The sequence below is a fragment of the Methylomonas sp. TEB genome (assembly GCF_047777895.1).
Taxonomy (GTDB): domain Bacteria; phylum Pseudomonadota; class Gammaproteobacteria; order Methylococcales; family Methylomonadaceae; genus Methylomonas.
The window spans coordinates 3,123,640-3,145,282 of the sequence record NZ_CP180476.1; the positions used below are offsets into that span (position 1 = coordinate 3,123,640).

At 52.6% G+C, this 21,643-nt stretch carries 22 protein-coding genes; 5 read left to right on the plus strand and 17 right to left on the minus strand.

Annotated features, from left to right (window positions below):
- Window positions 1-160: 160 nt before the first annotated feature.
- Window positions 161-1,822 carry an ATP-binding protein gene (locus ACMXD4_RS13980; protein WP_415878492.1) on the minus strand — a complete coding sequence of 554 codons (1,662 nt, stop codon included), beginning with the start codon at window positions 1,820-1,822 and terminating at the stop codon, window positions 161-163.
- A gap of 263 nt (window positions 1,823-2,085) precedes the next feature.
- On the opposite strand from ACMXD4_RS13980, the gene ald reads away from it, so the two are divergent.
- Window positions 2,086-3,201, plus strand: a complete 1,116-nt coding sequence (ald, locus tag ACMXD4_RS13985) for an alanine dehydrogenase (RefSeq protein ID WP_415878493.1) — start codon at window positions 2,086-2,088, stop codon at window positions 3,199-3,201.
- A gap of 270 nt (window positions 3,202-3,471) precedes the next feature.
- Here the strand turns inward: ald and ACMXD4_RS13990 are convergent, their stop codons facing one another.
- From ACMXD4_RS13990 to ACMXD4_RS14010, 5 genes are all read right to left on the minus strand, one after another.
- Window positions 3,472-3,987: a restriction endonuclease gene (locus ACMXD4_RS13990; protein WP_415878494.1), complete on the minus strand. Its 516-nt coding sequence runs from the start codon at window positions 3,985-3,987 to the stop codon at window positions 3,472-3,474.
- Window positions 3,915-4,505: a restriction endonuclease gene (locus tag ACMXD4_RS13995; RefSeq protein ID WP_415878495.1), complete on the minus strand. Its 591-nt coding sequence runs from the start codon at window positions 4,503-4,505 to the stop codon at window positions 3,915-3,917. Before ACMXD4_RS13995 ends, ACMXD4_RS13990 begins: the two co-directional genes overlap by 73 nt.
- Window positions 4,506-4,565: 60 nt before the next feature.
- Window positions 4,566-4,877: a hypothetical protein gene (locus ACMXD4_RS14000; RefSeq protein ID WP_415878496.1), complete on the minus strand. Its 312-nt coding sequence runs from the start codon at window positions 4,875-4,877 to the stop codon at window positions 4,566-4,568.
- A gap of 164 nt (window positions 4,878-5,041) precedes the next feature.
- Window positions 5,042-5,404, minus strand: coding sequence for a hypothetical protein (locus tag ACMXD4_RS14005; protein ID WP_415878497.1), 363 nt, complete (start codon window positions 5,402-5,404; stop codon window positions 5,042-5,044).
- Between the two features lie 418 nt (window positions 5,405-5,822).
- Window positions 5,823-6,491: a hypothetical protein gene (locus ACMXD4_RS14010; RefSeq protein WP_415878498.1), complete on the minus strand. Its 669-nt coding sequence runs from the start codon at window positions 6,489-6,491 to the stop codon at window positions 5,823-5,825.
- A 750-nt stretch (window positions 6,492-7,241) separates the two neighbouring features.
- Between ACMXD4_RS14010 and ACMXD4_RS14015 the strand changes: the two genes are divergently transcribed.
- Entirely contained in the window at window positions 7,242-8,339 is a 1,098-nt protein-coding gene (locus tag ACMXD4_RS14015; RefSeq protein ID WP_415878136.1) for an IS5 family transposase, read from the plus strand.
- Window positions 8,340-9,063: 724 nt separating this feature from the next.
- Here the strand turns inward: ACMXD4_RS14015 and hemN are convergent.
- The 10 genes from hemN to ccmA are packed head-to-tail and all read right to left on the minus strand — an operon-like array spanning window position 9,064 to window position 17,226.
- The gene (gene hemN / locus ACMXD4_RS14020; protein ID WP_415878499.1) at window positions 9,064-10,443 is read right to left on the minus strand and encodes an oxygen-independent coproporphyrinogen III oxidase; all 1,380 of its coding nucleotides are present in this window, start codon (window positions 10,441-10,443) and stop codon (window positions 9,064-9,066) included.
- Window positions 10,443-11,651, minus strand: coding sequence for a c-type cytochrome biogenesis protein CcmI (gene ccmI, locus ACMXD4_RS14025; protein WP_415878500.1), 1,209 nt, complete (start codon window positions 11,649-11,651; stop codon window positions 10,443-10,445). Before ccmI ends, hemN begins: the two co-directional genes overlap by 1 nt.
- Window positions 11,648-12,106, minus strand: coding sequence for a cytochrome c-type biogenesis protein CcmH (locus ACMXD4_RS14030; RefSeq protein WP_415878501.1), 459 nt, complete (start codon window positions 12,104-12,106; stop codon window positions 11,648-11,650). The genes ccmI and ACMXD4_RS14030 overlap by 4 nt, the downstream gene beginning before the upstream one ends.
- Entirely contained in the window at window positions 12,103-12,633 is a 531-nt protein-coding gene (locus ACMXD4_RS14035; RefSeq protein WP_415878502.1) for a DsbE family thiol:disulfide interchange protein, read from the minus strand. Before ACMXD4_RS14035 ends, ACMXD4_RS14030 begins: the two co-directional genes overlap by 4 nt.
- Window positions 12,634-12,638: 5 nt before the next feature.
- Window positions 12,639-14,576 carry a heme lyase CcmF/NrfE family subunit gene (locus ACMXD4_RS14040; protein WP_415878503.1) on the minus strand — a complete coding sequence of 646 codons (1,938 nt, stop codon included), beginning with the start codon at window positions 14,574-14,576 and terminating at the stop codon, window positions 12,639-12,641.
- Window positions 14,573-15,007, minus strand: a complete 435-nt coding sequence (gene ccmE / locus ACMXD4_RS14045) for a cytochrome c maturation protein CcmE (RefSeq protein WP_415878504.1) — start codon at window positions 15,005-15,007, stop codon at window positions 14,573-14,575. The genes ACMXD4_RS14040 and ccmE overlap by 4 nt, the downstream gene beginning before the upstream one ends.
- Complete coding sequence (ccmD, locus tag ACMXD4_RS14050) at window positions 15,004-15,171, minus strand: heme exporter protein CcmD (RefSeq protein WP_033158069.1); 168 nt, start codon at window positions 15,169-15,171, stop codon at window positions 15,004-15,006. The genes ccmE and ccmD overlap by 4 nt, the downstream gene beginning before the upstream one ends.
- A complete protein-coding gene (locus ACMXD4_RS14055) occupies window positions 15,168-15,929 on the minus strand; it encodes a heme ABC transporter permease (protein WP_033158070.1) in 762 nt (253 codons plus the stop codon). Before ACMXD4_RS14055 ends, ccmD begins: the two co-directional genes overlap by 4 nt.
- On the minus strand, window positions 15,929-16,603 hold the full coding sequence (ccmB, locus tag ACMXD4_RS14060; protein WP_415878505.1) for a heme exporter protein CcmB: 675 nt from the start codon (window positions 16,601-16,603) through the stop codon (window positions 15,929-15,931). The genes ACMXD4_RS14055 and ccmB overlap by 1 nt, the downstream gene beginning before the upstream one ends.
- Window positions 16,594-17,226 carry a cytochrome c biogenesis heme-transporting ATPase CcmA gene (ccmA, locus tag ACMXD4_RS14065; RefSeq protein WP_415878506.1) on the minus strand — a complete coding sequence of 211 codons (633 nt, stop codon included), beginning with the start codon at window positions 17,224-17,226 and terminating at the stop codon, window positions 16,594-16,596. The genes ccmB and ccmA overlap by 10 nt, the downstream gene beginning before the upstream one ends.
- 146 nt (window positions 17,227-17,372) lie before the next feature.
- Between ccmA and purE the strand changes: the two genes are divergently transcribed.
- From purE to ftsH, 3 genes are all read left to right on the plus strand, one after another.
- Window positions 17,373-17,870, plus strand: a complete 498-nt coding sequence (gene purE / locus ACMXD4_RS14070; protein WP_415878507.1) for a 5-(carboxyamino)imidazole ribonucleotide mutase — start codon at window positions 17,373-17,375, stop codon at window positions 17,868-17,870.
- Complete coding sequence (locus tag ACMXD4_RS14075) at window positions 17,867-18,961, plus strand: 5-(carboxyamino)imidazole ribonucleotide synthase (protein WP_415878508.1); 1,095 nt, start codon at window positions 17,867-17,869, stop codon at window positions 18,959-18,961. The genes purE and ACMXD4_RS14075 overlap by 4 nt, the downstream gene beginning before the upstream one ends.
- 72 nt (window positions 18,962-19,033) lie before the next feature.
- On the plus strand, window positions 19,034-20,878 hold the full coding sequence (ftsH, locus tag ACMXD4_RS14080; protein WP_415878509.1) for an ATP-dependent zinc metalloprotease FtsH: 1,845 nt from the start codon (window positions 19,034-19,036) through the stop codon (window positions 20,876-20,878).
- A 34-nt stretch (window positions 20,879-20,912) separates the two neighbouring features.
- On the opposite strand, the gene ACMXD4_RS14085 is transcribed toward ftsH, so the two are convergent.
- Window positions 20,913-21,641, minus strand: a complete 729-nt coding sequence (locus ACMXD4_RS14085; protein ID WP_171694944.1) for an esterase family protein — start codon at window positions 21,639-21,641, stop codon at window positions 20,913-20,915.
- Between the last annotated feature and the right edge of the window lie 2 nt (window positions 21,642-21,643).

Consider the following 21,643-nt stretch of genomic DNA (forward strand, 5'->3'; position numbering starts at 1 on the left):
CTAAACTCGCAGCATTCGAACTTGCTGCGGCCTGACTCCAAAGACGAACAGCATAGAGATGACTGACTTACCCCCGGCGAGCTTGGCGACGATCATCTCATAGGGCCTCTTCTTCCTGGCTGGAATAGAAACCACGAGATACCCCCAGACACCTTGATTTTTAATGCCGATTCTGCGTCCGCCAGTTCGCGACGATACCTTCCACATCCAGGTCATCCGGGCCTTCGCGCCAGCTGGTGTAGTAATCGACATCGTTACTTTTCGGCTCCGGATTGGGCCTATAGATTTGCACCCGGGTCGGCAACGGCGCAGCCTCGCCGAGCACTAACGCTTCCCCCCGGCCAAGCGAACTAAGAATGTCGGCCAAATCGCCCTCGGCCTCCGGCACGAGGCCGCGAATATACTGCTGGTCGTCCGGATTGGTGGTGCGCAGACAAATAAACGAGCTGCATTGCGCCAGCATGGTTTCCGACAGTTCGGTGGGCCGTTGGCTAACCACGCCGATAGAGACCCCGTATTTCCGGCCTTCCTTGGCGATCCGCTCCATCATCCGCTTGGTGCCGTCGAATTGGCCGCCTTTTTCGCGCGGGATATAGGCATGCGCTTCTTCGCAGATTAGCGTGATCGGAAATTCGCGGCGGCGCGGGTTCCAGTAGTTGAACTCATACGCCAGCCGCCCGACTTGCGCGGACACCGCCGGCCGCACGTCGGTCGGTACGGAGCTGAGATCGACCACGGTAATGTTGGCTTTTTTTTGCCCCAAACCCACGAATTGTCTGAGTAAATCCGCCATGCTGGCCGAGTTGTTGCGTTTTTTGGGTTTTAACAAAAAGTCGTAACGCACGTCGTTGAAACGACTCTGCATCGTCACCAGAAACTCATCGAACTGGCCGAATAAGGCACCTTTGGTTTTACCAAAGTCTTTGCGCTCCTCGTTGGCGGCCTTGAATTGCATATACATTTCCGCCAGCGAAAAATAAATCGGCGTATCTATCGAAACGGTGGTCAAGCCAATGGCTTTGGCCTGTTTGCGTTTCAACTGCTGCAACACTTCGCGCATGAAAGACATCTGCATCGAAGCGCCTCTGTCGTCTCTATCGATGAACAAATCCACCAACTCAGCGTACGACATCATCCAGTACGGCATCTCCAAATCCATCGCATCCACATAATTGACCTGCTCCGCGGGAAACGCCGATTCGATACTGCCATCCGGGCGCTTCCAGCAATATTCGCCGTGCAGATCGAGCATGATCATGTGGGTCTTGGGCATGGCTTTCATGGTGTGCTGGATCAAGCTAGTGACGGTCCAGGATTTACCGGAACCGGACTGGCCGATAATCGCAAAATGCCTACCAAACAGCGCGCGCGGGTCCAGGCTCAGGTGATAATCCTTATGACTGGCCAGTTGCCCGATAAAAAATTCGTAATCGCGAAATTTAGAAAAAATCGCGTTGATTTCGCTGAGACCAACCGCATAAACCTCCGCCCCCGGCGTCGGATAATGGCGCACGCCACGAATGAACACCTTGTTTTCGTTCAACTCGCCGACCGGAATTAAGGCAATAAAACGGTCGGTAGCGCGATTGCCGGCGCTGTCGAAACGATCCCGTTCCCACATTTTGAACACCAAGGCCAGCACGCCGATATGCGACTGCCTAATAACCACATACGAGCCGATATGGCCGGCCAGTATTTCCTCGTCGCCCAGTTTAATGATCGGTGCCGCGGTCGAATGTTCTTCGGTGATACGGGCATCCATACCATCGCCTCTGACTTCGGTTAAATGGCCGATGAGGATGTTTTGCGTTTGTTGGGTCATGATGTTCTCTCTGGTAAAGCCGCTGGGCTAAGCTTAGACGATTTTTACGGCCCGTCCCGTCCAGAGCAGTCTATGCAACCGCCTGGGACAGCGCAGCGGTTTTGCGCCAAAATGGCGAACAAATCGCTACAAACGCGACAACATGGCGCTACGCTCGAAAGAGTAAGTCGTTGAACATTTGGCACTTTTGACTGACAAAGCCATACGGTCTGATTATTGCAGTCATCAAACCGGCATCATTTAATATTGCACAAGAGGTGAATATGAAAATCGGCATACCCAAGGAAATCAAACCAAACGAAAACCGGGTGTCGGTGGTACCGTCCGGCGTTGCTGCGTTGGTGAGCGCCGGCCATAACGTCACGATGGAAAGCGGCGCCGGCGTTGGCGCCGGCTTCGAAGACGCGCTATACCAGGCAGCCGGCGCACAGCTGGTGGACGGTGCGGAGCCGGTTTGGGACTCTGCTGAGATGATTATCAAGGTCAAGGAGCCGATTGAACCGGAGTGGTCGCGGATTCGTCCCGGACAAACTTTATTCACCTATTTTCACTTTGCCGCCAACCGCCCGCTAACTGAAGCACATCTGGCATCCGGCGCTACCTGTATCGCTTATGAGACCGTGCAGTTGCCGTCCGGCGAATTACCCTTGCTGACCCCAATGTCGGAAGTGGCCGGCCGGCTGGCGGTGCAGGAAGGCGCGCATTACCTGGAAAAACTCTATGGCGGCCGCGGCATGCTACTGGGTGGCGTACCGGGTGTATTGCCGGCCAAAGTCTTGATCTTGGGCGGCGGGGTGGTCGGCACGCAGGCGGCAAAAATGGCGGCAGGTTTAGGCGCGCAAGTCACGGTGATGGATTTGTCGCTGGAACGCCTGCGTCAGCTCAGCGATATTTTGCCGGCGAATGTGCAACTGCTGTTTTCCAGCCGGCACGCCATCCTGGAGCAAATCCGCACGGCGGACCTGGTCATCGGCGGCGTGCTGGTCACGGGGGCGGCCGCGCCCAAGCTGATCCGGGCCGACGATTTAAAATCGATGCAACCAGGCGCGGTCATCGTCGATGTCGCGGTGGACCAGGGCGGCTGCGTCGAAACCACCCACCCCACTACCCACGCCGATCCCATTTATATCATCGATAATGTCGTGCATTATGCCGTTGCCAACATGCCCGGCGCCGTGCCTCGCACCTCGACACTGGCATTGACCAACGCCACCCTGCCCTATGCCCTGCAACTCGCCAATAAAGGCTGGCAACAAGCATTGCGGGACAATTCGGCGTTACTGAAAGGCTTGAATATCGTGGGCGGTAACGTTACTTGCCAAGGGATTGCCGACGCATTTGGTTTTAATTATTTGCCGCCGGAGCAGTTCTTGAGCTGAACCAATCCCCTAAACCGAACGGTGGTAGGGGTGCGAAGGACACCCCGGATTATGTGGTTTGTAACCAACTTTGGCATCTTACCCAATCTGCGGCACAACCATTCATCTCGACAAGGGTGAACCGGATTATCCCCGCCGATTTGGTCGAATGTAATGACAGCCGCATCGCGCACGTGTCTAGTTTTAACCGGGTGACCCAGCGCGGAGTAACGTTGCGCGGTGTGGATTTAAAACAGTCATTTCGATTACCATCGAAATGAGCGGAAAACCTTATTCCTCATCCTGCACCGCCACCGTCCAAATCCGCTTCAATGGCAGCTCGGCTTTCAGGTCGTCGTCGAGGCGGTCGTAATGGGCGAACAGTTGTTCCAACAATTCCTTTTGGGTCCATAGCCGCACCCGGAAAAAACTGGCGGCTAATTCCTTCTGAACGTTGTTTTTAAAACCGCTCCAGGACACGAACAAACCTTCGTCGGCGCCGAATTTAGCGACGGCGCCCAGCAGTTTGTCCACGCTCGGGCGGTCGATAGGATTGGTTTCGGATTTGACTTCCACGCATAAGCGCGGCGAACCGAAACCCAAAGGCCCGGCGCCGGCCAGAATATCCGCGCCGCCGTCGGCGCCTTCCGGGCTGCGGTAGGTGGTGTAGCCTTGGGCTTTGAGTATCGCTTCTACTAAGCGAGTCAGACTGTGACCCTTGCAACGGGAAGCGATCAGTTGGGCGATTTGGTCGTGAGCCAGTTCTTCGAGGTTGCTGTCCTCAGCGGCTTCGTCGGTAATCGGCATATTGATTTTGATTGCCCCTGCGATGGTCTCCGGCTTCCAACCGTTAGCACACATCGCCGCAATCCTTGTTCGGCGTTGTTGCGTTGAATGCGGCAGATGGTCAAAAACGCGCCAAAGGAATACAGCAAATCCTGGCTGAAATTCGCGCGGGGTATCGCTTCCCATATCCACTTAACCGACATCCAGTGATAAAACGGCGTTGGTCCATTGGCTTGGAATTGGTAACCGCCAGTAACCTCGCCAATATAAATAGCCGGCTGACTCTTGAGCGGCAGAATCACCCAATCGCCCAACTTGATTTCATGCGCAAATGGCCAAACCTGACTCACCCAATTTTGGATAGCTTTAGGTTTGGTATCCGGATAACGCTCGTTCATCGCCGCAGTCAAATCCACCCGCTGTTTAAGCTTGGCAAGATTCACGTCCAAACCGTCCCAGGTCACGTAAACCCGGTTTTCCTGGATGAATTTTTGTTCGTATTCGCCGTGCGAGCCGGCGCGGATCAGCCAGATAGCCATGATTAGCTTCCTTCGGTTGCGGTGATGTTGTTTAAATTGGTCAAATCCTGGGTTTGCGTCCTACGCTTCGCCTTGCCAAACTCTATTTGCCCGTTCGTCGTCGCGGATGCGTTCAAGGATTTGGTAAATCCGGCCGCAGTCGCGGGTTTGCATCGCGATGCCGTAGCGTTGGTTGATGGCATCGACCAACCTTTGATAGTCCTCCTCGGTGATGTCCGGCAGAAAGCCGCTTAGGTCGGAGCGATTGGTAAAAAACGCCGCCGTATCGGGGCCGAAATTCAGAAACGGCCAGAGTATGTGTTGCAAGAAATCTTCCAACAATTCAGGGTCGTCATACACCCGGTTTGGGCCATCCAGTTCGTCGTCGTTCATCCGGTTTTCTCCTGTCAAGGTGCTGTGATGTGGAGCAAAAAGGCCGAGTACTGTTAAGTCACGCATTTAGCTGCTACTCCCCCTCTTTGAAAAAGGGGTTAGGGGAGATTTTTTCGAATAAATCCCCCTCAATCCCCCTTTTTCAAAGGGGGAAGCAGCGTAATTTAACGGCTTCGCAAATAGGCTAAGGCCTCGGCTTCCGATTGCTCGATGGCGATTTCGACGGCGTGTTTGGCGGCATCGAGGAGTTGGGAAGCGCGTTGTTTGGCTTGACGTGCGGATTGTAAAGACTGCTCAACCGCCTTTTCGGTGACCGTTGAAAATTTTGGAATCGGCAGATTCAGCAAATCAGATTCGGAAATCGCCGGATACATACTGGCACTGGTGTACAAATCCATCAATTTGCAAATTAGCGGCAATCGAAGGTAGGTTAGTAATACGTCTCCGTTGATATGCTTGGGCTGCAATACGGCAAAACCGGAAGAACAAACAAAGCCGTGTTGCTGTTCGCTAATCGATGCCGACAAACGCCGGTTAGGCCGTACCGTGGAGGTAATGACATCATTTGAACGGACATGCCTACACAACTAAATTCAATCCGCCAATTCGATAAACCGGTTTCGATTTAATCGCACAGCGATAAACGAAAACGAAAACGAAAACGAATCCAAACCCAAACAAATGGGTGGGCAATACTTTTTCCCACCGATATAAATAACGGGCTTTAACAGGTTGTTGAAAAAAGAAAATCGGTGGAAAAATTTCCCAAAATCCTCCAATTTGCCGTTTAAAGTCATTTGGTCTTAACGAACAATCAATGGCTTACAAAATTTTATTTTGCCAGAAACACGTTTTTAGGGACAAAAGTGGAGCAGATTTTTAAATTTCAACAGCCTGTTAATCCCGTGTGGGTACAAAAAGCGTGCCCACCCTACCCAGCTTTCTTTATAAGCAGTAAGCAGTATCAATTATTTCCTGGAGACATTGAATAATACTATTCCATGCCTTATCACTTTTTTCCTGAGGAACTTGAATATAATAATTATATATAGAAAGTAGGGACATCATCCCCATCAATAGTAGCAATATGGTGTCTGAATCTTTAAGAGAATGCTTTTTATAGGATGTTTCCACGTTTTTGGCAAATTGTTTAGACCAGTACTTCACTGAAGCCGCGCTCCCACTAATTCCATAACATCCTATTAGTGAACCGGCTTCCTCATCATTAAGACCAATATCATCCGCCTTAATACGCTGATTAGATATAGCCCAAAGATCTGTATATATTGCAAAAATTTGCGCAGCAACACCACGCTTGAAAAAAATTTGGCTGTTTAAAAAAAATAATGAATATATATAAAATACTAAGATAAATACAAAAAACGCTAGGAGTGTCTCAAGCGTACCCGATTGTATGATTTTATTAGCGGACGAGAATACAAATGCAGAAAAACCAGTTATAGCCCCAACGACAGCGTGTATAGTTTTCTCTTTTTGGGCATGATAGCTAGCCCTAATGGGCTCTAATCCTTTTAGTCTATCCCTATAAAGTTCTATTCTCTCCTGATCTTTAAGTCCACCCCTATAAAGTTTAATTTTCGTATTTTGTTCCATTTTCCACCATATGTTATTTATTAAGGGTCATAGAATGTACTAAACAGCGTGAAGCGCATCGCTCGCGATGGGTGCGGTTCGTATAATCATCACGCTACGACTGCTTTTGGCTCGACATTTGCCATTGGCACTTTGGTTTCGTCTGGCGAGTTTTAGCCGCTTTCAAAACTCCTTCTATCTAGCTGAATAGGGTAAGCATTGCGTACATTTTTGGAGTTTGGTTTGTCAAAAATCTCCAAAAGGGTATGCGATGCATACCCTACACGACTATCGAATCGATTATTCTTAAGGCTGTTTGGCTAGCGGTAAAAACGCTTCGCCAACGTTCTAACTCGAGGTGAAATAAATAACAGCGATCACGAGAACCGCGCCTAGGATGTTGGCCATTAGTCTGATTGGATCACTAAAAACCAATGGCGTCACACAATATGGGCATGACAGGACGCTCTCACCGACGATGCGTTTACTGTCTTCCCTGGGAATGGGTTTTTGGCATGATCCACATTGACATTCAAACATATTCATCGCCCTCTTCGTCGTAAAAACAGCAAGTAGCCTGCATGAAGCGTAGCAGAATCCGGGTAATCGAAGCCATCAAAACCTCGATTTCGTTTCACTCCATCGAGGCTACATTATTTGCTCATCAACCGACTTTTAACAGGCTGGTGAAAAACTCGAAAAGCCAAGTAAGCTAAGGCATAGATGAGGGGCCAACTGTTAAAATAGGCTACCTAAATTTGGAGCCTTTCAATGCGCGGACACGATGCCATTCAAAACAGCTGGTTCAGCTATGTTAGCCTGGAAGACCGTATTCCCAAACAGCATCCGTTGCGTCGTTTACGGCTACTGGTTGATGGCGTATTGGCCTCTATGGATGCCGTCTTTGCCGAGCGTTACTCGCACACAGGCCGTCCCTCGATTGCCCCTGAAAAACTGCTGCGCGCCTTGCTGTTACAAGTCCTGTATACGGTCCGTAGCGAGCGTCAGTTGATGGAACAACTGGACTACAACCTGTTGTTTCGCTGGTTTGTCGGTCTGGGCATCGACGACGCCGTGTGGGAACGCACAGTGTTCAGTGCCAACCGCGAACGTCTGTTGTCTGAAGCCCTGAGTCGCGAATTTTTTGAGCGGGTACTGGCCATAGCCGAATGGCAAAATCTGGTGTCCGACGAACACTTCAGCGTCGACGGTAGCCTCATTGAAGCCTGGGCCTCGCACAAAAGCTTCGTCAAAAAAGATGGTAGTGGTCCCGATAAACCCGCCGGCCGCAATCCCGAGATCGACTTCAGTGGCGAAAAGCGCAGCAACGCCACCCATCAAAGTACAACCGATCCCGAAGCCCGGCTTTACAAGAAAGGCGAATACACCGAGGCCAAACTGCGTTACATCACCCATGCCTTGTCCGAGAATCGCAACGGCCTGATTGTCGATGTCGAAACCACACAAGCCACCGGCACCGCCGAAATCGAAGCCGCGCAAAAAATGATCAAACGCCGCGTGCCCCAAGGTGGCAGCGTCGGTGCCGACAAAGGCTATGACCAACCGGCGTTCGTCAACGGACTCGAGTCCCGTGATATCAAAGCCCATGTGGCCCGCAAAAAGATTGGCAGTGCCGTCGACGGCCGCACCGCGCGCGGCAAAGGTTACGCCCAAAGTCTCAAGCGCCGCAAAATCGTCGAAGAAGCCTTTGGCTGGGTCAAAACGGTCGGCGGCCTGCGCAAAACCCGTCACATCGGCTTAGCCAAAGTCGCGGGTCAGGCCTTGTTTTGCTTTGCCGCCTACAACCTGACGCGCATGCTCAACCTATTGGTGTTCACGCCGAAACCGGCGTGGAGTGCACCCGCCTAGGGTGAAGTTCGCCTGAAAACCGTCCACAGACGGCTTCAGGCGAATAAAAAGCCCTTGAAACCGGGGCAAAACGCTTGAAACTCGATGTCATGACCGATTTCAACTCGAAAAAATCACGAACATCGTGGGTAAGGGGAAATATCGGCGGGTTTTTCACCAGCCTGTTAATGCCAAAGCATAGGTTGTGTTGAACAGCGTGAAGCGCATCGTTCGCGACCGTATTGAGTTGAAAGAATCGATTCACTGGAAAAGGCCGCTTTAAGCATTCCCCTCTAAATCCGGCGCTGGCTGCGGGGACGGCTGGCCTCGATACCTGGCGCTTCAAGCGAAAAGCTATCTCCGATAAGCTATTTGCCCCTCCCGAACACCTCTTATCTTTAACCGTCTGGCATTTCGGCTTGCCAGTGCCGCAAAAAGCCATTCGCGCCTAGCAATTTGCTGCTATCGCCAACCTGCATAGGCTAGCGCGCAAGCTAAAAAGCTATTCGAGAAAACCAAATCGGTGCAAGTCCAAACCGGCATAAGCTTGCGCGCCACCCGAAATGCTCTGCAAAACAGGTAATTTGCTTTAATGGCCGACCTCGCCGGCTTGCCCACAAGCAAAAATGCTTGACGAACAAAGCGATTTGCTTTTTGTGCAAATCTGGATAGCCTTATCCGACAGGGAGCCGGCGGTTCAGCCTTAACGCGATGCTCAAGCAGTGAACTACTCTTGCGCTCAGGCTCAGATCACTTTAGAAAATTGCTGCTGTTTCTGCGCCAGGTATTTGTCAAACACCATGCAGATATTGCGGATCAATAGGCGACCGGCGGTGGAAACTTGGATGCCGTCGGCGTTTAAATCCAGTAAACCGTCGGCTTTCATCAGCCTCAGGTTTTCCAGCTCGGGCGCAAAATACTCGGCAAAATTTATAGCAAACTCGGTTTCGATTTTGCTGAAAGTCAGTTCGAAATGGCAAATTAGTTGGGTAATCACCGCCCGGCGCAATTTGTCGTCTTGATCCAGATCCACGCCGCGAAAAACCGGTAATTTGCCTTGCGAAATGGCCGCATCGTATTCGTCCAGTTCCTTGTAATTTTGCATATAGGCGTCGCCGACCCGGCCGATGGAAGTCACGCCCAGCCCTACCAAGTCGCAATCGGAATGAGTCGAGTAACCCTGGAAGTTGCGGTACAGCTTGCCTTCGCGTTGCGCCACCGCCAGTTCGTCGTCGGGTTTGGCGAAGTGGTCCATGCCGATGTAGACATAGCCGGCATCGGTGAGTTTTTGCCCGACCATTTGCAGGATTTCCAGCTTCACAGCCGACGTTGGCAAATCGGCATCGTTGATTTGCCGCTGGGTTTTAAAGCGGCTGGGCATGTGCGCGTAATTAAAGATCGAAAAGCGGTCGGGCGCGTAGGCCAGCACCTGGTCCAAGGTATCCGCAAAGCTGTTCACGGTTTGCAAAGGCAAGCCATAGATCAGATCGATGTTAGTCGAACGAAAGCCTTCCTTCCGCGCAGCTTCCAAAACCGCGAAGGTTTGTTCCTTGCTTTGCAGGCGGTTGACGGCTTTTTGTACATCCGGATCGAAATCCTGCAAGCCCAAACTGATGCGGTTAAAACCCAGTTCGCGCAGTTGGGCGATGGTCAGGTCGTTGGTTTCGCGCGGATCGACTTCGATCGAATATTCGCCGCTGTCGTCGTCATGCAAATTGAAATGCTCGCGGGTGGTCTCCATCAAGCGTTTCATTTGCTGGTAATTCAAAAACGTCGGTGTGCCGCCACCCCAATGTAGCTGATTGACCGGCCGGCTGTTGTCGAATAGCTTGCCCTGCATCTCAATTTCCTTGCAAAGATTGTCCAGATACGGCACGGCATGAGCGCGGTTCTTGGTGACGATCTTGTTACAGGCGCAATAAAAACACACGGTGTCGCAGAACGGGATATGAAAGTACAGCGACAGCGGCCCGCCTGCGGCGTTGGATTTTTGAATATGCCGCAGATACTCGGCTTCGCCGAAGCCCTCGTGCAATTCCAACGCGGTGGGGTACGAGGTGTAACGCGGCCCGGACTTGTCGTAGCGTTTGATCAAGTCCAGGTCGAATACGATTGATTGATCCATTACTGCACTTCTTGATTGATGGTGATGCCGACGCTGGGATTAGCCGAGACCGCATCCAACTGCGCGGTGCCGATCAAATCGCCGGCTTGCGGCATAGCGTTACCGGTTTTGGAAATGCGGGCGACAATACGGAGTTGTTTGAAATCGGCCAGATGGGTTTGCGGCTGCATCGCCATGCTGTCGTTCAATACCACGCTGGCTGGCAAATCAGAAACCTGTTTACGGACGATGGCCAGCGGCATTTTCGGACCGTTGACGGCCTGCGCATAGATAAACACGGTGTATTGCGGTTCTGCTTTGGCTTTGACTGCCGCATCCAGCTCGACTTTCACAGTAATATCGATAGCCGCCGCCGATGATGCCGGCGCTTGCGGTTTTTGCTGTTCTGCTTCGGCCATTTGTATCATTTTTTGCAATTGCGCCTGGGATTCGTCGTCGGCAGGCAGCAGAGCGGATAATTTCTTCCAATGCGTGATTGCCTGGGCAAAATCGCCGGCTTCAGCTTTGGCCATGCCCGCCAACCATAAGGCGGTGTGGTCTTCCGGTACCAGCTTTAAGGCTCTTTCCACCAGCTCGCTTGGTTCGCCGTCCATTTGGCCGTTACGCGCCATCGACAAGGCGTCGGCGTAATGCAGCATGACGGCCGGGTCGTTGGGTTTGCGGCGATTCAGTTCGGCAAATACGTTGGCGGCGTCCTGATATTGTTGTGCGTAAACATAAGCACGGCCCAACATCATCCAGCCTTCCAAATCTTCCGGATGCTGTTTTAGACGCTCTATCAGTTTGTTGACCATGCTTTTGACATTGTCGGCCGCTTTTTGATTGTTGGCTGCCAATTCGGCTTTGACCAAGGCTTGCGGTTCGCCGAGCAAGCCATATAAAAACAGACTTAACAGCGGTACCGTAATCGCCACGACCGGCACTATCCAACGGCCGGTTTTGGCGCTAGACGCGGCCGGCACATCGTCTTCCAGGTCACCCAGCAGAGTCAGTTGCAATTCGCGATACTGGGCATCGTACTGCTCCTGCGACAACGCGCCGTTTTGCAATTGCAGTTTAAGTTCGGCCAGTTGTTGACGAGCGATTGCGGTATTGCGTTGTTCGCCATCGGCGTAACGTAGCGGCGTTTTTTTAAATAATGGCGGCAGCAACACCAACAACGCCAGCACGATTAAACCGGCTATCACTAGCCAAAACTCAAGATTCACGAGTCGTCACCTTTTTCCAAAATGCTGTTTAGCTTGGCTTGTTGCTCTTTCGTTAGCGATTGGTCCTCACTAGCACTGGTTTTGCTGCGCAACACCCAGACCGTGGCCAAGCCGATGACCAGGAACAGCACCGGCCCCAACCAGAGCAGCATGGTTTTCAGTTTCAAGGCCGGCTTGTACATCACAAAATCGCCGTAACGGTCGGTCATAAAATCGACTATGTCTTGCCGGGATTTACCTTGTTGCAGCATTTCGTAAACTTGCCGGCGTAAGTCCTTGGCCAAGTCGGCGTTGGAATCGGCGATGGTTTGATTCTGGCAAACCAGGCAACGCAGCTCAGAAATCAAGGTTTGATAAGCCTGTTCCTGCTCGGGTTGTTTGAAGTCACGGTATTCGATCTCGGCTTGGGCTTGAAACACAAACAACGACAAGATCAAGGCGAAGAGAGTTTTCATGCGCTTTCCGCCTCCAGTTTTTCAATCAACGGCAGGAAAATGCTTTCCAGTTCGCCGGGCTGGACCGGACCGGTATGTTTGTAGCGCACCACGCCGCGCTTATCGATCACGAAGGTTTCCGGCACGCCGTACACGCCGTAATCAATGCCGGTTCGGCCATCAGCATCCATCACGCTGACATTGTAAGGATTACCGTGTTTGCTCAGCCAGGCGTTGGCAGCCTGTGCTTCGTCTTTGTAGTTCAAACCTACCAGCAGCACCTTGTTTTGCTTGGCCAGCTCGATCAATAAGGGATGTTCTTCGCGGCAGGATACGCACCAGGATGCCCAGACATTCAACAACCAGACTTTGCCTTTAAAATCGGCTTGGCTCAGGCGTTGCTCGGGTGTCGACAAAATCGGTAGATTAAAGGCCGGCGCCGGTTTGTCGATCAGCGGCGAGGGGATTTCGCGGGGATTGAGTTTTAAACCAATCGCCAAAAAAACCGACAGGGCGATGAACAACAGCAGCGGTAACAGATATTTCATTAATTTTACGCGAGAGGCTTGTTAAGCAAACGATAGCGGCGGTCGCTGGCGGCAATCAGGCCGCCCAAGGCCATGAACACCCCGCCCATCCAGATCCAGCGAATGAAGGCTTTGTAGTAAACCCGCAAGCTCCAGGCGCCTTGTTTATCCAAAGGCTCACCCAAGGCCACGAACAAATCGCGGAACACGCCGGCATCGATAGCGGCTTCGGTCATCGGCATGGTTTGCACCCGGTACACCCGCTTTTGCGGCGATAACTCAGCAACGGTGGCACCGTTATGGCTGACAGTCAGATAGCCTTGCTCGGCGCGGTAATTCGGCCCTTCGGTGCTTTTCACGCCATGAAATTGGAATACGTAACCGAACAAATCCAGGGTTTCTTCCGGCGCCAAGCGCACGTCGCGCTCGATGCTGTATACCGAGGTAAAGGTAATCCCGATCACGAACACCGCGATGCCGAAATGCGCCAAGGTCATGCCGTAAAAGCCAGCCGGAATTTGTTTCAGGCGCTCGATTGACCAGCTTTGCAGGCGTTGTTTGAACGCCAAGCCGGTGATCGCCAAAGTCCATAAAGCTAGGCCGGTACCCAAGGCCGCGCCCCAGGAATAAAACGGCATTAACAGCGGCGTCAGTAACGCCAAGCCGATAGAAGCGGCAATCAGCCAGCGTACCCGTGAGCCTAAGACTTTCAAGTCGTCGCTTTTCCAGCGCATCAACACGCCCAAACCAACCACCAAGGCCAAGGGCGCCATCAGCGGAATGAATACGGCATTGAAATACGGAGGACCAACCGACAATTTTCCCAAGCCCAAAGCATCGACCACCAAGGGATACAAAGTACCCAGCAAGATGCTGGCGGCGGTGACGACCAGCAACACGTTATTCACTAGAAGTACCGATTCCTTGGAAACCAATTCGAAACGGGCATGGCTTTTAACTTGCGGCGCACGAATCGCATACAACAGCAACGAACCGCCGACTACCACGGCCAGGAATATCAGGATAAATAAACCACGGGCCGGATCGCTGGCAAAGGCGTGTACCGAGGTCAACACCCCGGAGCGGACCAGGAAGGTACCGAGCAAGCTCAAGGAAAACGCGAAAATCGCCAGCAATACGGTCCAAGTCTTGAACACGCCCCGTTTTTCGGTGGCGGCTAGAGAGTGAATTAAAGCGGTACCAACCAACCAGGGCATGAACGAAGCGTTTTCCACTGGATCCCAGAACCACCAGCCGCCCCAGCCCAGTTCGTAATACGCCCACCAACTGCCCAAGGTGATGCCCATGGTCAAAAACATCCAGGCGATATTGGTCCAGGGCCGCGACCAGCGCGCCCAGGCCGCGTCCAAGCGGCCTTCCAGCAACGCGGCTATCGAAAACGCGAATGCCACCGAGAAGCCGACATAGCCCATGTATAGCATCGGCGGATGGATCGCCAAACCGGGATCTTGCAATAAGGGGTTTAAATCGCGGCCTTCGGCCGGAAACGGAAACAATCTCTCGAAAGGGTTGGAAGTCAGCAACAAAAACAGGATAAAACCGATGCTGACCAAGCCCATTACACCCAAAACTCTAGCGCGGGTGGCATCGGGGATATGCGCACTGAATGCCGCGACCAGCGCGGTCCAGATCGACAAGGTCAGGGCCCAAAGTAACAAGGAACCTTCATGCGCACCCCATACCCCGGAAATCAAGTAGATCAACGGCAACGCGGTATTGGAGTTTTGCGCCACGTAGGCCACCGAAAAATCGTGGCTGATGAAGCTGGCAGTCAAACAGCCGTAAGCCACGCTCATGAACAGCAATTGCCCGAACGCGGCGGGTTTGGCAACATGCACCCAACCGGTAATAGACTTTCCGGCGCCGAAAATAGGCAAGATGCCTTGCACAATTGCCATGCACAAGGCCAGGATTAACGCGAAATGGCCGATTTCCGGGATCATGGTTGCGCCGCCGGTTTTTTCAGGCTGCCGGCCACTTCCGGCGGCATATAGTTTTCATCATGTTTGGCCAGCACTTCTTCCGCCACGAACACGCCACGGCCATCCAGCGCCCCCTTGGCGACGATGCCCTGCCCTTCCCTGAACAAATCCGGCAAGATGCCCGAATATTCCACCGTCACTTCCTTTTCGAAATCGCTGAGTTTAAAGCGCACCAATAAATCGGCGTTGGGCCGCTCCACGCTGCCTTTGACGACCATGCCACCCAAGCGAAACTGCGAATTGGCTGGCGCCTTGCCGGACGACACATCGCTGGTCGAGAAAAAATACATCAGATTTTCGTTAAAGGCTTTTAGCGCAAAAGTTGCGGCCAATCCCAGCACCGCCAACATTAAAACGATCAATATCAAACGCTGTTTTCGTATCGGTTTCATCGTGCTTGCGTGCGTTTTTGTTTAATGGTGAGTTGCCGCAGTAACTGCTTGCGTTGCAGCACCGGCCAAACGATGTTGACGATCAATACCAGCGCGGTCACGCCGTAAGCCGGCCAGACGTAGACGGCGTAACCGCCCATGTATAAAAAGCTTTCCCAGCTCATGCTTGTTTCTCCAGCAGCGCTTTCACCCATTGCGAGCTGGTTTCGCGCTTTAATAACTCCAGTTTTGCGGCCTGCAATACCGCGATCAAATAATAAAATTTGAAGGCCACTGCCATCAGCAACAGCGGCACCAGCATGCTGAGGTGAATGGAGGGCTTATCCATCTTGCTGACGGTCGGGCCTTGATGCAGTGTGTTCCACCATTCCACCGAATAATGAATGATGGGTACGTTGACGACACCCACCAGCGCCAATATTGACACCGCCCGCGCCGCCGAGCGTTTATCCTCAATGGCGCCGTACAAACTGATCACCCCCAGATACTGAAACAACAGGATCAACTCAAAGGTCAAGCGCGCATCCCAAACCCACCAAGTGCCCCACATCGGTTTGCCCCACAAGGAACCGGTCACCAAGGCCACAAAGGTAAAACCGGCACCGATCGGCGCGCTGGCGATCAACATCACCTCGGCCAGTTTCATGCGCCAGACCAGCGCAATCCCGCCCATAACCGCCATCAACACATAAATGAACAAAGACATCCAGGCCGCCGGCACATGAATATAAATGATCCGGTAACTGTCGCCCTGCTGATAATCGGTCGGAGCCCGATACAAGCCCAGATACAGGCCGGAAACCAACAAAATCAAAAAGATAATCGTCAACCAGGGAATAAACCGATCCGCCAATGCGTAAAAATGCGGCGGCGACGAAGTACGGTGAAAAAACCGGCTAACCGGCGCAGGTATCCAAGACATCAATTAACACTCATTTTTAACGCGGCCGCTGTCGGCAGCGGCACCAATACCAGTGCCGACAACAACATGGCCAATAAGATATATAGTTGGGCGCCTACCGGCAAGCCGCTGGCGGCCCTATCGACAGCGCCACTAGCAAAGATCAACACCGGTACATACAATGGCAATACCAATAAGGACAACAACATGCCGCCCCGGCGCAAACCGACCGTCAATGCCACGCCGATGGCGCCGATCAGGCTCAGCAGCGGCGTAGCTAAGATCAATGTCAGCCACAAAGTTCCCATCGCCTGCTCGGGCAAGCCTAAAAACACCGCCAGCAGAGGCGCCACCAGCAACAATGGCAGGCCGGTGACCAGCCAGTGGGCGATGATCTTGCCCAACACCAATACCGATAAGGCATGCGGACTGAGCAGCATTTGCTCTAGCGAACCGTCCTCGAAATCGCTACGAAACAAACCATCCAGCGACAACAAGGCCGCCAACAAAGCGGACACCCATATCACGCCCGGCGCCATCGCCCGCAGCAGATTGGGTTGCGCGCCGACCGCCAGCGGGAACAAGGTTACTACCAGCACGAAAAAAAACAGCGGATTGGCCATTTCGGCGCGGCGCCGAAACGCCAACAACAAATCGCGGCGAATGATCGCCCAAAAAGCCCGGATTATTGGCATGCTTGCAGATGGATGCGTTGCAGATTGAGATCGGCCATGCTCAGATCGTGATGGGAGGTCAAAACCGCCATGCCACCGTGCTCGATGTGCTCGGCCATCAGCGATTCTATCAATTTGATGCCTTGCCTATCCAGCGAGGTAAAAGGTTCGTCGAGTATCCACAGCAAGTTATGCGTGATCAATAACCGAGCCAGCGATAGCCGGCGCTTTTGGCCGGCCGACAAGGTATGCACCGGATTATCATCAAAACCGGCCAATTGCACCTTGTCCAAGGCTTGGTCAATGTCATATTTGCCCGCAATACCTAGTGCCAGCGCAAATTTCAGATTTTCCAACACCGTCAATTCCTTTTTTGTGCCGTCGGCATGACCGACATAAGCCATGTCTTCGTAATAGCTGCTGTCGGCAATTTTACTGCCGCACCAATAAATCTCGCCGGCATCGGCTTCCCTAAATCCGCACAGAATGCGCAACAACGAGGTCTTGCCGCTGCCGTTGGCGCCTTCCAACAGCAAGGTCTCGCCAGCGTGCAACGTGAAATTCAAATCAGAAAACAACAAGCGCTCATCGCGGAAACACGATAATTCACTGGCTTGCAGCGAAGCGTGTTGCGAGCTTTCCATTCATCCATCCTGGGGTTGATCTGTTATGAGGGGCGCTATCTTATCATCAAGGCAGCCGGAGTTAGTAATTTGCCGACAGAGAAAATCTCCCCATTTATGCGATAATCGGGCTTGTTTCGACTGATCGCAAATACCGGAGATTTTGCATGACCGCATTAATAGGCATCATCATGGGTTCCACATCCGATTGGGAAACCATGCAACATGCAGCGCAAACCCTAGAACATCTTGATATTCCGCATGAAGTGGAAGTGGTTTCGGCCCATCGCACCCCCGACAAGTTGTTTAAGTATGCGGAAACCGCGGAAAGCAAAGGTTTGGAAGTGATTATCGCCGGCGCCGGCGGTGCCGCGCATTTGCCGGGCATGACTGCCGCTAAAACCGCATTGCCGGTGCTGGGCGTACCTGTGCAATCCAAGGCATTGAACGGTATGGATTCTTTGTTATCCATCGTGCAAATGCCCGCCGGCATTCCGGTAGGCACCTTGGCTATCGGCAAGGCTGGCGCCATCAATGCCGCATTATTGGCCACCGCGATCATCAGCAATAAACATCCGCAATACCGCCCTGCTCTCGATGCTTATCGGCAACAACAAACCGACAGCGTGATCGCCACCCCTGATCCAAGACAGGTGACAGGATGAAAATTGGCATTTTGGGTGGCGGCCAGCTCGCCAGAATGATCGCATTGGCTGGTTATCCGCTGGGCTTACAGTTTATCGTCCTAGATCCCGATCCCAATGCCGGTGCTGCCGGTTTAAGCGAGCATCTGTTAGGCGCTTACGACGATCCGGATTTGTTGGCTCAACTAGCCGAAAAAGCCGACATCGTCACTTACGAATTCGAAAACGTGCCGGCGCATGTCGCCGAATTCCTGTCCAGTCACACCACAGTCTACCCGCCCGCCGGTGCATTGGCTGTCGCTCAGGACCGTCTGCTGGAAAAGAATTTCTTCAAGGATTTAGGCATCCGCACCGCACCGTTCGCGGCCATCAATAGCTTGGCAGACTTGCAACAAGCCATGCCTGAAATCGGCTACCCGGCTATTCTGAAAAGCCGGCGCATGGGCTATGACGGCAAGGGCCAAGTGGTTATAAAATCGGCCGACGAACTAGAATCCGCCTGGCAAAGCATGCAAGGCGCCGCCTCCATCGTCGAAGGTTTCGTGCCGTTTCAACGCGAAGTATCTATTATCGCCGCTCGCAGCCCATCCGGCGAAATCGCTTACTATCCATTGTCTGAAAATCAGCATCGCGGTGGCATTTTGCGCGTTGCCGAATGCTGTGCTAACGACCCCGAACAAGCGATTGCCGAAAATTACGTCAGTCTGTTGCTGGAAAAACTGGATTACGTCGGCGTCATTGCTCTGGAGTTGTTCGATCTGAACGGCGAACTCCTAGCCAATGAATTCGCACCGCGCGTGCATAACTCCGGACATTGGACCATAGAAGGCGCGGAAACCAGCCAATTCGAAAACCACTTGCGGGCTATTCTGGATTTACCACTCGGCTCAACCAAACCGCGCGGTTACGCTGGCATGGTAAATTTCATCGGCGGCTTGGCCGACGACGCGACACTGCTAAACATTCCCAACGCGCATTTGCATCTGTACGATAAAACGCCGCGCAAGGGCCGAAAAGTCGCGCATGCAACGGTCAGAGCCGACGCGGAATCCGCCTATCGCGAGGCCTTACAGCATTTGGCTAATTTAGCGCTGACTGTAGACGAATCATGATCTCTTAGCTTGAATCCGGGCGGTTTTGGCACCCAAGCCAGAATCGCTCCGCAGAACATAGAGAACACAACCATGAAAAAAATTTTATTCTTATTGTTGCTAATGGTCGGCATCGCCATCGCGGCATTTGTCATTTTTAATCCTGCCCCGGCCACCTACAAATCGCAAGGCGATATTCCTTATTCCAACTTCATCCAGGATGTGCGCGGCAAAATGGTAGCCGAAGTGGTGATCGACGGCAGAGCCATCAACGGTCTGAGGCATGACGGCACACGTTTTACCGCATATAGCCCTGGTGACATCACTGTGATAGACGATCTATTGCAGAACGGTGTGAAGATCATCGTGCAAAGACCGTTAACCCAATCGACATTCATGCAGGTGTTTTACTCCTGGGCGCCGACCTTTTTGCTGATTGGCGTATTGATTTATTTCATGCGCAAACAACTGCTAGGCGCCGGCGCGCAAAACAATTTCGGTAAAAGCCGCGCCAAGTTGATGACAGAGAATCAGGTAAAAATCCGTTTCAGCGACGTTGCCGGCGTTGAGGAGGCCAAGCAGGACGTCGCTGAATTGGTCGATTTCCTGAAAGCACCCGGTAAATACGAGGCCCTGGGCGGTAAAATCCCCAGAGGCGTGCTAATGGTCGGCCCTCCCGGCACGGGTAAAACCTTGCTGGCCCGCGCGATTGCCGGCGAAGCCGGTGTACCTTTCTTCTCGATTTCCGGCTCCGACTTCGTGGAAATGTTTGTCGGCGTTGGCGCATCCAGAGTACGCGATCTATTCGTGCAAGCCAAAAAGCAGGCCCCGTGCATCATTTTTATCGACGAAATCGACGCGGTCGGCCGGCAGCGCAGCCCTGGCAATATGGGCGGCACGGAAGAACGCGAACAAACGCTGAATCAATTATTAGTGGAAATGGACGGATTTAGCGGCAACGAAGGCATAATCGTCATCGCCGCCACCAACCGCATCGACGTATTGGATAAAGCCTTGCTACGCCCCGGACGATTCGACCGGCAAGTGCAAGTCAGCCTGCCGGACATCAAAGGCCGCGAACAAATTCTCAGGGTACATTCCAGCCGAGTACCCTTGGCCGATGACGTCAATTTGAATGATTTGGCGCGCGGCACACCGGGCTTTTCCGGCGCCGAATTGGCTAATCTGATCAACGAAGGCGCATTGTTCGCCGCCCGCAACAATCAGCGGGAAATTACGATGAACGACCTGGATAAGGCTCGCGACAAAACCATCATGGGCGCGGAAAAGCGGACGATGATCATGAGCCGCGAAGACCTGCTGATGACCGCCTACCACGAAGCCGGACACGCCATAGTCGGCCGTTTGGTACCCGAGCACGATCCGGTTTACAAAGTCAGTATCATGCCGCGCGGCGGCGCGCTCGGCATTACCATGTTTTTGCCGGAGCGCGATGCATACAGCGCCAGCAAGGACAAATTGGAAGGCCAAATCTCCAGCCTGTTCGGCGGCCGAGCCGCGGAAGCACTGGTTTACGGTAAGAATAAAGTCACCACCGGCGCGAGCAACGACATCCAACGCGCCACCCAATTGGCCCGTAATATGGTCACCAAATGGGGGCTATCCGACAACCTGGGGCCGCTGGACTACGGCGATAACGAAGGCAGCTACTTGGGACCGCAAGCCAAACCCATGTCGGAACACATGGCGCGCTTGATTGATCGGGAGATCAGGTTAATTGTCGACAATAATTATCTTAGAGCCGAAACCCTGCTGAAGGAAAATATCGATATTCTGCATAATATGGCGCAAGCCCTATTAGACTGGGAAACATTGGATAAATATCAGATAGATGAATTGATGCAAGGTCGAACCATCGCACCGCCGGCGCTTGATGCAAAACAATCCTTCGACGCTGGGAACACACTAGAGCAGTAGCGCGCTTTATTTCACCAAGCAGAAATAGAGTCTGTCAGATATACAGCGGGGCCATTCTGCGCCAGTAGTGGCCTTGATGCGCGCGCCCTTCCCATTCGTATAAGGCATGAGGAATACCCTTGGCCGCTAATATGTGACTTAACTCGTGATTGTTCTGCAAGAACGGATCTTCCTTACCGATCACCAAAGTAATTTCCATTTCCTGCAAATGCTTTAATTGCGCTTGGCAATTCAGGTTGGGTAAAAAATGCGTTGGCGTGTGGAAATAGACATGATCGTCATAGTAGCCGTCGAACAGGTTTTTGAAACACTCTACTTCCAGCGTCAAATCGAAACGACCGGAGAAGGCTACTAATTTTCTGAACAAATGCGGGTGACGGAAAGCAATATTGGCCGCATGATAACCGCCTAAACTACAGCCGTGCGCGATGACGCAGGGGTGTGGATTTTTCAAGGCCATGAACGGCATGATTTCGTTCAGTATGTAGTCTTCGAAAAACATGTGCCGCTGAATACGGTCTTTCGGCTTGCGCCAAAAGCAGTAAAAAGTTTCATGATCAATGCTGTCAACACAGTACAGTTGTATGTGTCCCGCTTCAATTTTATTGCGTAACCGCTCGACAATGCCGAGGTTCTCGTACTCATAAAAACGACCGTCGCGAGTAGGAAAAATCAGTACTTTGGCCCCGGCGTGACCGAAAACCAGGAACTCCATGTCGCGACCCAAGCGCGGGCTGTACCAGTGGTGATATTCGCGATTCATAA

Excerpts from the sequence above, each read along its gene's own strand:
- ACMXD4_RS14085 (WP_171694944.1), bottom strand. The coding sequence starts at position 21,641 with ATGAATCGCGAATATCACCACTGGTACAGCCCGCGCTTGGGTCGCGAC.
- ACMXD4_RS14015 (WP_415878136.1), top strand. The coding sequence starts at position 7,242 with ATGCGCGGACACGATGCCATTCAAAACAGCTGGTTCAGCTATGTTAGC.
- hemN (WP_415878499.1), bottom strand. The coding sequence starts at position 10,443 with ATGGATCAATCAATCGTATTCGACCTGGACTTGATCAAACGCTACGAC.
- ACMXD4_RS14075 (WP_415878508.1), top strand. The coding sequence starts at position 17,867 with ATGAAAATTGGCATTTTGGGTGGCGGCCAGCTCGCCAGAATGATCGCA.
- ACMXD4_RS14040 (WP_415878503.1), bottom strand. The coding sequence starts at position 14,576 with ATGATCCCGGAAATCGGCCATTTCGCGTTAATCCTGGCCTTGTGCATG.
- ACMXD4_RS13990 (WP_415878494.1), bottom strand. The coding sequence starts at position 3,987 with ATGCCGATTACCGACGAAGCCGCTGAGGACAGCAACCTCGAAGAACTG.
- ACMXD4_RS13980 (WP_415878492.1), bottom strand. The coding sequence starts at position 1,822 with ATGACCCAACAAACGCAAAACATCCTCATCGGCCATTTAACCGAAGTC.
- ccmE (WP_415878504.1), bottom strand. The coding sequence starts at position 15,007 with ATGAAACCGATACGAAAACAGCGTTTGATATTGATCGTTTTAATGTTG.
- ACMXD4_RS14030 (WP_415878501.1), bottom strand. The coding sequence starts at position 12,106 with ATGAAAACTCTCTTCGCCTTGATCTTGTCGTTGTTTGTGTTTCAAGCC.
- ccmA (WP_415878506.1), bottom strand. The coding sequence starts at position 17,226 with ATGGAAAGCTCGCAACACGCTTCGCTGCAAGCCAGTGAATTATCGTGT.
- ACMXD4_RS14055 (WP_033158070.1), bottom strand. The coding sequence starts at position 15,929 with ATGTCTTGGATACCTGCGCCGGTTAGCCGGTTTTTTCACCGTACTTCG.
- ccmD (WP_033158069.1), bottom strand. The coding sequence starts at position 15,171 with ATGAGCTGGGAAAGCTTTTTATACATGGGCGGTTACGCCGTCTACGTC.
- ACMXD4_RS13995 (WP_415878495.1), bottom strand. The coding sequence starts at position 4,505 with ATGGCTATCTGGCTGATCCGCGCCGGCTCGCACGGCGAATACGAACAA.
- ACMXD4_RS14000 (WP_415878496.1), bottom strand. The coding sequence starts at position 4,877 with ATGAACGACGACGAACTGGATGGCCCAAACCGGGTGTATGACGACCCT.
- ACMXD4_RS14035 (WP_415878502.1), bottom strand. The coding sequence starts at position 12,633 with ATGAAATATCTGTTACCGCTGCTGTTGTTCATCGCCCTGTCGGTTTTT.
- ftsH (WP_415878509.1), top strand. The coding sequence starts at position 19,034 with ATGAAAAAAATTTTATTCTTATTGTTGCTAATGGTCGGCATCGCCATC.
- ACMXD4_RS14010 (WP_415878498.1), bottom strand. The coding sequence starts at position 6,491 with ATGGAACAAAATACGAAAATTAAACTTTATAGGGGTGGACTTAAAGAT.
- ccmB (WP_415878505.1), bottom strand. The coding sequence starts at position 16,603 with ATGCCAATAATCCGGGCTTTTTGGGCGATCATTCGCCGCGATTTGTTG.
- purE (WP_415878507.1), top strand. The coding sequence starts at position 17,373 with ATGACCGCATTAATAGGCATCATCATGGGTTCCACATCCGATTGGGAA.
- ald (WP_415878493.1), top strand. The coding sequence starts at position 2,086 with ATGAAAATCGGCATACCCAAGGAAATCAAACCAAACGAAAACCGGGTG.